The organism is Caballeronia sp. LZ003, assembly GCF_031451465.1.
Classification (GTDB): Bacteria; Pseudomonadota; Gammaproteobacteria; order Burkholderiales; family Burkholderiaceae; genus Caballeronia.
The window spans coordinates 1,234,130-1,245,013 of the sequence record NZ_JARUXJ010000004.1 but is presented as its reverse complement, the minus strand read 5'-3'; the positions used below and the strand labels follow the sequence as shown (position 1 = coordinate 1,245,013).

At 61.9% G+C, this 10,884-nt stretch carries 7 protein-coding genes and 1 tRNA gene; 7 read left to right on the top strand and 1 reads right to left on the bottom strand.

Going from position 1 to position 10,884, the window contains the following annotated elements; translation table 11 throughout:
• Together QCE79_RS29545 and QCE79_RS29540 are read left to right on the top strand one after the other, a co-directional pair.
• The coding region (locus QCE79_RS29545) for an MFS transporter (protein WP_309850008.1) at positions 1-862 on the top strand (862 nt) is incomplete at its 5' end.
• A gap of 31 nt (positions 863-893) precedes the next feature.
• A complete protein-coding gene (locus QCE79_RS29540) occupies positions 894-1,520 on the top strand; it encodes a glutathione S-transferase family protein (RefSeq protein WP_309850005.1) in 627 nt (208 codons plus the stop codon).
• A 220-nt stretch (positions 1,521-1,740) separates the two neighbouring features.
• On the opposite strand, the gene tsaD is transcribed toward QCE79_RS29540, so the two are convergent.
• Positions 1,741-2,769 (bottom strand): tRNA (adenosine(37)-N6)-threonylcarbamoyltransferase complex transferase subunit TsaD, encoded by a 1,029-nt coding sequence (gene tsaD / locus QCE79_RS29535; RefSeq protein ID WP_309850001.1) that lies wholly within the window; start codon positions 2,767-2,769, stop codon positions 1,741-1,743.
• A 69-nt stretch (positions 2,770-2,838) separates the two neighbouring features.
• Here tsaD and QCE79_RS29530 point away from each other — a divergent pair, with 69 nt between their 5' ends.
• The 5 genes from QCE79_RS29530 (at position 2,839) to QCE79_RS29510 (ending at position 9,401) form a co-directional block, all read left to right on the top strand.
• Entirely contained in the window at positions 2,839-4,050 is a 1,212-nt protein-coding gene (locus QCE79_RS29530) for an NAD(P)/FAD-dependent oxidoreductase (RefSeq protein ID WP_309849999.1), read from the top strand.
• Positions 4,051-4,367: 317 nt separating this feature from the next.
• A complete protein-coding gene (locus tag QCE79_RS29525; RefSeq protein WP_244829189.1) occupies positions 4,368-4,814 on the top strand; it encodes a GatB/YqeY domain-containing protein in 447 nt (148 codons plus the stop codon).
• 19 nt (positions 4,815-4,833) lie between these two features.
• Positions 4,834-6,723 (top strand): DNA primase, encoded by a 1,890-nt coding sequence (dnaG, locus tag QCE79_RS29520; protein ID WP_244829190.1) that lies wholly within the window; start codon positions 4,834-4,836, stop codon positions 6,721-6,723.
• A gap of 415 nt (positions 6,724-7,138) precedes the next feature.
• Complete coding sequence (rpoD, locus tag QCE79_RS29515; RefSeq protein WP_244829191.1) at positions 7,139-9,199, top strand: RNA polymerase sigma factor RpoD; 2,061 nt, start codon at positions 7,139-7,141, stop codon at positions 9,197-9,199.
• A 125-nt stretch (positions 9,200-9,324) separates the two neighbouring features.
• Positions 9,325-9,401 (top strand) — tRNA-Ile (locus tag QCE79_RS29510).
• Positions 9,402-10,884: the final 1,483 nt, after the last annotated feature.

Here is a 10,884-nt window from a genome sequence, read left to right as displayed (position 1 = left end):
GCTCGGCGGCAGCGTCAACGGATCGAGCGGGCGCGCGGTCATGGCGTGGTTTGGCGAAGGCGAGCGCGGTCTCGCGATGAGCATCCGCCAGACCGCCGTGCCGATGGGTGGCGGTCTGGGCGCGGCGTTGCTGCCGTGGCTCGCTTCATCGCACGGTTTTGGCGCGGTGTTCGGCACGCTCGCCGCAATGTGCGCGATCTCGGGCGCATTCACCTGGCGCTGGCTGCATGAGCCCCCGGAAAGGCCGCATCGCGCGGACGCGGGGGTATCGCAGGCAACGACGGCTGCGCCGTTTAGAGATGCGCGGATCTGGCGCGTGGTGCTCGGTATTGGCGTGCTGTGCGTGCCGCAATTCGCGGTGCTGACCTTCGCGACGGTTTTCATGCACGACGCGGGACACTTCGGCGTCGCGGCGATCAGCGCGACGATGGGCGCGCTGCAACTCGGCGCCATGATCATGCGCGTCTGGAGCGGCCGTCATACGGATCGTCGCGGCAACCGGCGCGCGTATCTGCGCGGGTCGGTGGTGGTCGCGTCGGTGTCGTTCGTGGCGTTGGCGGCGGCGACCGCGCTGGGCGTCGCGCAGCTTCCGTACTTGCTCGCGGCGATGTCGGTCTTTGCGGGCATTTGTGTATCGGCATGGCATGGGGTGGCGTACACCGAACTCGCCACGCTCGCCGGCATGCAGCGCGCCGGCACGGCGCTCGGCATGACCAACACGGCCGTCTACGTGGGCTTGTTCGTGACGCCGCTCGTCATTCCGCATGTGCTGGCGGCCACTTCGTGGCCGGGCGTGTGGCTGCTGGCGGGCGTGTGCGCGCTGCTCGCGTGGCCATTGTTTCCGAAGCCCGCGCGCGCTTAAACTGTTCGACCCGAACTTTGCGGAGTGCGTCGTGATTCTCATCGGCCAATACGATTCCCCGTTTGTCAGACGCGTGGCCATTGCGCTGAATCTTTATGGCATTGGCTACGAGCATTGGCCGTGGTCGACTTTCGGCGATGCCGGCAAGATCGCGCCGTTCAACCCGCTCTCGCGCGTGCCGACGCTCGTGCTGGAGTCGGGCGACACGGTGATCGAGAGCGCGACGATCCTCGACTATCTCGATGAACTCGCCGGCGACGACCGCGCGATGATTGCGCAAAGCGGCGCGCAGCGTCGTGCGGCGCTGAAGGTGTGTGCGCTCGCGACGGGTCTCGCGGACAAGGCTGTGGCGCTGGTCTACGAGCGCGTGATGCACGCGGAAAAGTCGCAGGCTTGGGTCGAGCGCTGCACGGGGCAGATCGAACGCGTGCTCGACGTGCTGGAAGCGGATCGCGCGGCGCGTCCGACGCCTTTCTGGTTCGGCGACGCAATCGGTCACGCGGATATCGCCGTTGCTTGCGCGCTGCGGTTCGTGCGCGAAGCGCATGGGGCGTTGGTCAGCGGGAATCGCTGGCCGGCGTTGATCGCGCATGGCGATCGGTGTGAGGCGCTGCCGGCGTTCGGGGCGGTTGTGCAGGCGTTCGATCCGCCGAAATGAACGTTGGAGCGACGCCCTTTCCTCATTTGGCGATGCATTGGCCGCGCGAATATTGCCGTTGCGTGCGTGCCGCCCGTTCGCGCAAGGCACATGCGTCGCTAATTCGTGAGCTCGTTGGCCGGCGTTGGTCGCGTGTTGCGATCCGTGTGGGCCTTGGCTGTGTCGAGGTCGTCGTGCGGTTCATTCAGCAAACCAGACTTCGCACGAAGCCACGCAAAGGTCAAACTCGCGCCAGCGAACTCAAATCCCATCTGGGCTTCACCGTAAATGCATAATCCCGCCCGGCCTGCTCCGGCCAGCGGGCAAGCCGCAACGCGCCCGCCAGCGCGATCATCGCGCCGTTATCGGTGCAAAGCGCCAGGTCGGGGTAATGCACGTCGAAGCGCCGCTTCCTTGCCGCAGCCGACAACGCCTCGCGCAACTGCCGGTTCGCGCCGACGCCGCCCGCCACGACCAGCCGCTTCGACCCGGTCTTCTTGAGCGCCGCGAGCGACTTGGCGACGAGCACGTCGACGGCTGCATCGACGAAACCTCGCGCCAGATCTGCCTTTGCCTGCTCGCAGACATTCGCGCCGAGCTTGCGGCTTTGAGTCAGCACGGCGGTCTTCAAGCCGCTGAAGCTGAAGTCGAGATCGCCTGAATGCAGCATCGGACGCGGCAGCGTGACCGCGCCCGGCGTGCCGAATTCCGCCAGCCGCGACACTTCCGGCCCGCCCGGATAACCCAGCCCGAGCAGCTTTGCGGTTTTGTCGAAGGCTTCGCCCGCCGCGTCGTCGAGCGTTTCGCCGAGCGTCTCGTAGACGCCGATATCGGTGACGCGCATCAGTTGCGTATGGCCGCCCGATACGAGCAGCGCGACGAACGGAAACGGCGGCGGGGCATCGACGAGCAGCGGCGACAACAGGTGTCCTTCGAGATGATGGATGCCGACAGTCGGTTTGTCCCATGCCATCGCCAGCGCATTGGCGATGCTCGCGCCCACCAGCAGCGCGCCCGCAAGCCCCGGACCTTGCGTGAACGCGATGGCATCGATGTCGGCGCGCGCTGCGTGGGCCTCGGCCATGACTTGTTCGAGGAGCGGCAGCGCCCGGCGGATGTGATCCCGCGAAGCCAGTTCGGGCACCACGCCGCCGTACTCGCGATGCATCGCGATCTGCGAATGCAGGGCGTGCGAAAGGAGGCCGCGCTCCGTGTCGTAGAGGGCGAGGCCGGTTTCGTCGCAGGAGCTTTCTATGCCGAGAACTAGCATGGGTTGAGCGCTTGAAGGGAACAGAAAAGTATAGCAGTGTAACGACGCCCCCCAGTTACAATGCGCGCCATGGAATCCTTCGATATCGCCGTGATCGGCGCGGGCGCGGCCGGCATGATGTGCGCGGCAGTCGCCGCCCAGTCGGGGCGTCGCGTCGTGCTGATCGACCACGCCGAGCGTCTCGCCGAAAAAATCCGTATCTCGGGCGGCGGCCGCTGCAACTTCACCAATCTCAACGCGCAGCCGGCAAACTTTTTGTCGGCGAATCCGCATTTTTGCCGCTCCGCGCTCGCGCGCTACACGCCGCGCGACTTTCTCGCGCTCTTGAAGCAGTACCGCGTGAAATGGCATCAAAAGCACAAAGGCCAGCTTTTTTGCGACGATTCGAGCGAAACCATCATCGACGTGCTCAAAAGCGAATGCGATGCCGGCAGCGTCGCGTGGCGGCGCCCGGTGAGCGTCCACGAGATCCGGCACGACGGCGCGCGCTTCACGCTCGACACCTCGGCGGGCGCAATCGACGCGGCCGCGCTCGTCATCGCGACGGGCGGCTTGTCCATTCCGAAGATCGGAGCGACGGATTTCGGGTATCGCGTGGCGAAACAGTTCGGCCACAAGCTAGTCGAAACGCTTCCCGCGCTCGTGCCGCTCACTTTCACGTCAGCCGACTGGGCGCCGTTCGCTGCGTTGTCGGGGCTGTCGCTGCCGGTTCGCATCGGCACGGGCAAGGGCAAGACGCGAGGTGAATTCGACGAGGACTTGCTGCTGACGCATCGCGGGCTGTCCGGTCCGGGCGTGCTCCAGATTTCGAGTTTCTGGAATACGTCGGAGCCGATCCACGTCGATCTCCTGCCCGACGCCGACGCCACAGAGCTCCTGCTCGAAGCCAAGGCGGGATCGAAGAAACAAATAGGCAACTTTCTCGCGGACCACGTTCCCGCACGGCTCGCGCACGCGTGGCTCGAAGCGCAGCATGTTTCCGTCGATGCCCGCCTCGCCGATCTCTCCGATCGCACGCTCAAGGGCCTTGGCGCGTCGTTGTCGGACTGGACGATCACGCCGAGCGGCACCGAAGGTTATCGCAAGGCCGAAGTCACGCGCGGCGGCGTCGATACCCGCGAACTCTCGTCCACGACGATGATGAGCGAGCGCGTCGCGGGCTTGTATTTCATCGGCGAGGCTGTCGATGTGACGGGCTGGCTCGGCGGCTACAACTTCCAATGGGCGTGGGCTTCCGGCGTCGCGGCGGGCAAGGCCGCGGCGGAGTTCGCGCACGGCTGAGACGGGGCGTTCCGGCCGCCGTGGCGCGGTCTCGAAACGCCATCGCGCCTGCTATACTCAAACGGTTATCGGAGGATTCCGTATTTGTTCGAAGGCGCCTCGAAACGCGCGTTCGGGCACGGATTCTTTCGCTCCGGCTGACGTCACGATGGCCTCAAGCTTCGCCGCGGTTTCAACGGCCTCGCTCAAAGTCCCGCTTGAGGAAGCATTCCCAAGCGGGTTTTTGCTTTAGCGGAAAGGGTCGGGAGCCGCACGGGCACGTGTCGCGCCAGCCGGGTTTTCAATATCGCGAATTTCGCAATTGCACCGGGTGAACGATGAGCCTCAAGGATCAGATCAACGACGACATGAAAAATGCCATGCGCGCGCGCGAAACCGAGCGCCTCGGCACCATTCGCCTGCTGCTCGCAGCCATCAAGCAGCGAGAAGTCGATGAGCGCATCACGCTCGACGACACGGCCGTCGTCGCCGTCGTCGACAAGATGATCAAGCAGCGCAAGGACTCCATCAGCCAGTTTCAAGCGGCCAGCCGCGACGATCTCGTGGCGAAGGAAAACGCCGAACTCGCCGTGCTCGCGGCGTACATGCCCGAACAGCTTTCCGCCGATGCCATCGCCGCTGAAGTCGAGGCCGCCATCGCCGCAACGGGCGCAGCCGGCCCGCAAGACATGGGCAAGGTCATGGGCGCGCTGAAACCGAAGCTCGCGGGCAAGGCGGATATGACGGCCGTTTCCGCGCAGGTCAAGTCCGCGCTCGCCAAGTAATCAGCGGCGTTCGCCTACGTTGATACCGCACGCTTTCCTGCAGGACCTGCTCAACCGCGTCGATATCGTCGACGTGGTGGGCCGTTACGTCCAATTGAAGAAGGGCGGCGCGAACTTCATGGGTTTGTGTCCGTTCCATAACGAAAAGAGCCCGTCTTTCACGGTCAGTCCGACCAAGCAGTTCTATCATTGCTTCGGCTGCGGCGCGCATGGCACGGCCATCGGTTTTTTGATGGAGCATACGGGGCTGACGTTTCCCGAGGCCGTGAAGGACCTCGCGCAGTCGGCGGGTCTGACCGTGCCGCAGGAGCCGTCGTTTCGCGGCGGCGCGGGTGGCGCGGGCGGTGACGCCTATGCCAACGCGCCGAGCAAGGCCGTCAGCGTCGCGCTCACCGAAGTCATGCAGACCGCCTGCGACTTCTATCGCAAACAGTTGCGCGGCGCGCCTAACGCCATCGGTTATCTGAAAAAACGCGGCTTGACTGGCGAGATCGCGGCGCGCTTTGGCTTGGGCTACGCGCCCGACGGCTGGCAGAATCTCGAAAGCGCGTTTCCCGATTATCGCCATGAGAATCTGGTGGAAGCGGGGCTCGTAATCGTCAGCGAAAAAACCGACGCGCAAGGACAAGCGCGCCGCTACGACCGCTTCCGCGAACGTGTGATGTTCCCTATTCGAAATGTGAAGGGCAACGTCATTGGCTTCGGCGGACGCGTGCTGGACAGCGGCGAACCGAAGTATCTGAATTCGCCGGAAACGCCTTTATTCAGCAAAGGCAGCGAGCTTTACGGCCTTTTCGAGGCGCGTCTTGCCATTCGTGAACTGGGTTATGCGCTCGTCGTCGAAGGCTATATGGACGTGGTCGCGCTTGCGCAGCTAGGTTTCGCGAACGCCGTCGCCACGCTCGGCACGGCTTGCACGCCGGTCCATGTACAGAAGCTTTTTCGACAGACGGAAACGGTGGTCTTCAGCTTCGACGGCGACTCCGCCGGCCGACGCGCCGCGCGCCGCGCACTCGAAGCCGCGCTGCCGCACGCAGCGGACAACCGCACGATCAAATTTCTGTTTCTACCGAAAGAGCACGATCCGGACAGCTATGTGCGCGAATTCGGCGCCGACGGTTTTGGTGAGCAAGTCGACCGCGCAATGCCGCTGTCGCAATTTCTGCTTAACGAGGTGCTGAACGACAAGGAACTCGACCAGCCCGAAGGCCGCGCGAAGGCCCTGTTCGACGCGAAGCCGCTGTTGCAGGCGCTGCCCGCCAACGCGTTGCGCGTGCAGATTCTGCATATGCTGGCCGACCGCCTCGCTACGCCGTTCACGGAAATCGCCGCACTTTGCGACATCGACTCGCGTGCCGCCGCTGTCGCCCGCGCGATGGTGCCGAGGAGCGAACGCCGGCGTGTCACGGGTCAGGAACAGCGCGCGCTACGCAATCTGGTGATGTATCCGGGCATTGCGGCATCGCTCGATCGAATCAGCGAACGCACGCTCGTCACCATGACCGAGCATGGCGAACTGTTCAGCGAAGTCATCGCGCATGCGCGCGAACTGGGCGCGAGCGCAGAATTCCAGATGCTTTCAGACATCTTGAGAAACGCAGCAAACGCGCCCACCTACGAGGATATCTTCCAGGAAATTCTCGCCTATGATGAAAACGTGCGGGATTTACTGATGCGCGATCCGTCCGACGAGGACGCCGCGCAGCGTGTGGAAGAGCAGAAACGCCTGCTCGCCGAAGAGTTGCAGGCGACGGTACTGAAATTGCAACACGACAGTTATCGCGCGCGGCTGGATTTGCTGGCGCGGCAGCCGGGACTTTCGCCGGAAGAGGTGGCGGAGTTCTCGGAGCTATCGGCGAAGATCGCGCAGATCAAGGCAGGACGGGCGGCTAGCCCTGAAGCCGGATAGCGAGATGCTATAATAAAATGTTAAAAAGTAGTTGCTTTTTGTCAATTCCTCTCCCGTTTCGAAGGGTGAAATCCCTTCATTGGTGCGTGGATAGTTAGCGAAGGAAGCAGGGAAGTTGCAGCAAGGCGCTGGCCGAATCGGCTGTGGGACTCATGTAAAAGCGGTGCGCAGCACGCGTTTGAGCATTGCTCCGACACGAAACGGACAGGAAAGCACGCCGACGTACAGACGGGCGCAAGGGAAGCGGCTGCTATCGTGGTGAAGGGCGTATGACGAATTCGCCGTGATGAACCGCGACGGATTCAACCGCGATGGCGCCCCGGGCAGGGCACGCAGGACGATGCAGCGTGCGTATTTGGTATTTACGGTTCCATCGGCTGTTGTCCAGCAGCCGCGAGTCGAGACTAAAGCCTGTATGGCGAACTCCATGACGAAAAAGCTGAACGATGTACCCGTCGAAGACGACGCAACGCAAACTGCGGAGCCCACCGCCGCGCCTGCGGCGAAGGTCGAAAAGGCTAAGGCTCGCGACCGCCGTGCGAAGGAAAAGGCGCTTCTGAAGGACGCGTTCGCGTCGAGCGCGCCCGGCACTGTCGAGGAGATCGAGGAGCGCCGCTCGAAGCTTCGCGCGCTCATCAAACTCGGCAAGGAGCGCGGTTTCCTCACGTATGCCGAAATCAACGATCACCTGCCCGATAACTTCACGGAAACCGAGGCGATCGAAGGCATCATCAGCACGTTCAATGACATGGGCGTGGCGGTGTACGAGCAGGCGCCGGATGCCGAAACGCTCCTTCTGAACGACAACGCGCCGAACGCTTCTTCCGACGATGAAGTCGAGGAAGAAGCCGAAGTCGCGCTCTCCACCGTCGACTCCGAATTCGGCCGAACGACCGACCCGGTGCGCATGTACATGCGCGAAATGGGCACGGTCGAGTTGCTGACACGCGAGGGCGAAATCGAGATCGCGAAGCGTATCGAAGACGGCCTCAAGCACATGGTCATGGCGATCTCCGCATGCCCGACGACCATTGCCGACATTCTCGCGATGGCCGAGCGTGTGCAGAACGAGGAGACGCGCGTCGACGAACTGGTGGATGGCCTCATCGACCCGAACGCGGAAGACACCGACGGTTTTTCCGAACAGGAAGCCGAAGCGATAGAGACCGAGGACGTAGAGCAGCAATCGGACGAGGAAAGCGACGAGGAAGAGGACGACGACGATGGCGCGGCGCAAGCCAGCGCGAACGCCGCCCAACTCGAAGCGCTCAAGCGTCAGTCGCTCGAAAAGTTCTCGCTCATCAGCGAATGGTTCGACAAGATGCGGCGGGCCTACGAGAAGGAAGGCTACAAGTCGAAGGCCTATCTGAAGGCGCAGGAAGCCATTCAGACCGAACTCATGAGCATCCGCTTCACCGCGCGTACCGTCGAGCGTCTGTGCGACACGCTGCGCGCGCAAGTGGACGAAGTGCGCCAGGTCGAGCGGCAGATTCTGCACACGGTCGTCGACAAGTGCGGCATGCCGCGCGCGGAGTTCATCACGCGCTTTCCGGGCAGCGAGACGGATCTGGAGTGGGGCGACAAAGTAGTGGCCGAAGGGCACGACTATAGCGCCGTGCTCGAGCGCAATATCCCCGCGATTCGCGAGCAGCAGCAGCGTCTTTTGGACCTTCAGGCGCGCGTCGTGTTACCGCTCAAGGACCTGAAGGAAACCAACCGTCAGATGGCGGCGGGCGAACTGAAGGCGCGTCAGGCGAAGCGCGAGATGACCGAGGCGAATCTGCGTCTCGTGATTTCGATTGCGAAGAAGTACACGAACCGCGGCTTGCAGTTCCTCGACCTAATTCAGGAAGGCAATATCGGACTGATGAAGGCGGTGGACAAGTTCGAATATCGGCGCGGCTACAAGTTTTCGACATACGCGACATGGTGGATTCGTCAGGCCATCACGCGCTCGATTGCGGACCAGGCGCGCACCATCCGCATTCCGGTTCATATGATCGAAACGATCAACAAGATGAACCGCATCTCGCGGCAGATTCTGCAGGAAACCGGGCTGGAACCGGACCCGGCGACGCTGGCCGAGAAGATGGAGATGCCGGAGGACAAGATCCGCAAGATCATGAAGATCGCGAAGGAGCCGATCTCCATGGAAACGCCGATCGGCGACGACGACGATTCGCATCTTGGCGACTTCATCGAAGATACGAACACGGTGGCTCCCTCCGATGCCGCGCTGCATGCCAGCATGCGCGATGTCGTGAAGGACGTGCTCGATTCGTTGACGCCGCGCGAGGCGAAAGTGTTGCGGATGCGCTTTGGCATAGAGATGAGCACGGACCACACGCTGGAAGAAGTCGGCAAGCAATTCGACGTCACGCGTGAGCGGATTCGGCAAATCGAGGCGAAGGCGTTGCGCAAGCTGCGGCATCCTAGCCGTTCGGACAAGCTCAAGTCATTCCTGGAAGGGAACTGATCGGATCAATGGGCTTGTAATGGAAGGCGTTGTGAGGCAAACTCGCAAACCTTCAGTTGTCGCGCAACGTTTGTATTAGAGAAAGCGCCGCCATGGCGCTTTCTTTTTGCCCTCTGCTTTCAAAAGGGCCGGAAGCTTAACTGGTATAAGCTGTCGACTCATAATCGACCGATAGTGGGTTCGAGCCCCACCCGGCCCACCAGCTTTTTCAACTCAAGTCATCAAGCCGTTGGCGGTGTTGCGTCAATGGTGAGGGGCTTTCGGGGACAGTTGCGGGGACTATGCGGGTCACAATGCCCATAAGGCCCCTTGGACGCTCGACTCATTCAGCGTACCTCTGCGCCGCTTTGCCGTGCATCCCTTCCTATGCGCTCGACGCCTTGTGGACGAACACCTTGTTATCCCACGAGCAAACCTGCCGACAACGGAAAGTTGGGCCGCCGAATAATGACATCTCCGCCAACGAATGGTGTCAGGGATTGCGTTCCGCAAGGTTTCGCCCCCTGTGATGATTCCGCGGATCGACCGAGATCATTCACGAAACTAAAGTCTGGGCCGCTTGATGCAATTTCTGCAATTGCATCATCTGGTTCAACACCGGGTGCCGATTCCAAAACGGCCACGTCATAGGTCCGTTGTCGACCCATCGCGGCCAATGGGAAGGTTCGATTTGCTATGACGGCTCAACGGTGAGAAGCAGTCGAACGGCTGCCATGGCTACTTCGCCAAGCATACGAACGTCGGTGGCTTTCCCGCAAGCGCGGTGCAATTGCGTGCGGATGGAGAAGGCTTCTGATTTAACCTCGCTGACAACAATACAACCAATCCTGATGCCACCGACGGCAGCGCGCGAAACAGGCTGTCGTTGAACGCTAACTGGACCGCAAGCAGTGGTCCAACGGCCATTCTGAACAAACCGGCTCTGCAACCCCCGCTTGGCAGATGATCTTCTCGGTGTGTGTGGGGTACGGCTACCCGGACGTCTACAGCAATCGGTTCGACGCTTTCTCGATCCGCCGCAGGGCACCCAAACGAAGAACGGAACGCTGGGCTTGATCGTCGCCGGACCGATACCCATTCCGCAGGCGACAACGTGTGGGCAGGCTTTTCGAAAGTGCTTGGCGCGACCACGCAAACACCGCTCCAAATCCACGGACGCCTGTCGCTGACAAAGGTCGCGTAAAGCGCCTTCCTGATGAATCGGTTCAAGCAAGCTTGCGTGGACGGCTCGACCGACCAAGACGATAGACGTCGTGCGTCGATCGCCTTGGTGCGTGGGACGTTCGTCGCTATCTCCCTTCTCATGTTGCCTGCCTGCACGCTCGTCTATGTGAAGGGAAACGCTAACAGTGTTGCTGACAGTGGGAATCACAGCGGCTCGCTGAGCCTGCCGGGGTATCAGCGCTCGCAGGGGCGCCGTGACCAAGGGAACCGTCGCGAAATCCCCAAGCGGGTAGCTGACCAATTAAGACGATTCCGAATTGTCGGTCATCTAATTGACGATTTTACGTTGCAACCCTAAATTCTTCTGCAGTAAAAGCTCCGAACGTGACGACCGCGCATCGTTGCGTTCAACTGAACAGGATGCGAATGAATGCTGTAACGAAAAAACTGACGGACGCGCTGCAGCATCCAAGCGCGCGACTCACCCAGCGTTTGAGCATATGGATCGGTACGCTCGAGCT

Coding starts and splice junctions, on each gene's coding strand:
- rpoD (WP_244829191.1), top strand. CDS start 7,139: ATGGCGAACTCCATGACGAAAAAGCTGAACGATGTACCCGTCGAAGAC.
- QCE79_RS29525 (WP_244829189.1), top strand. CDS start 4,368: ATGAGCCTCAAGGATCAGATCAACGACGACATGAAAAATGCCATGCGC.
- tsaD (WP_309850001.1), bottom strand. CDS start 2,769: ATGCTAGTTCTCGGCATAGAAAGCTCCTGCGACGAAACCGGCCTCGCC.
- QCE79_RS29530 (WP_309849999.1), top strand. CDS start 2,839: ATGGAATCCTTCGATATCGCCGTGATCGGCGCGGGCGCGGCCGGCATG.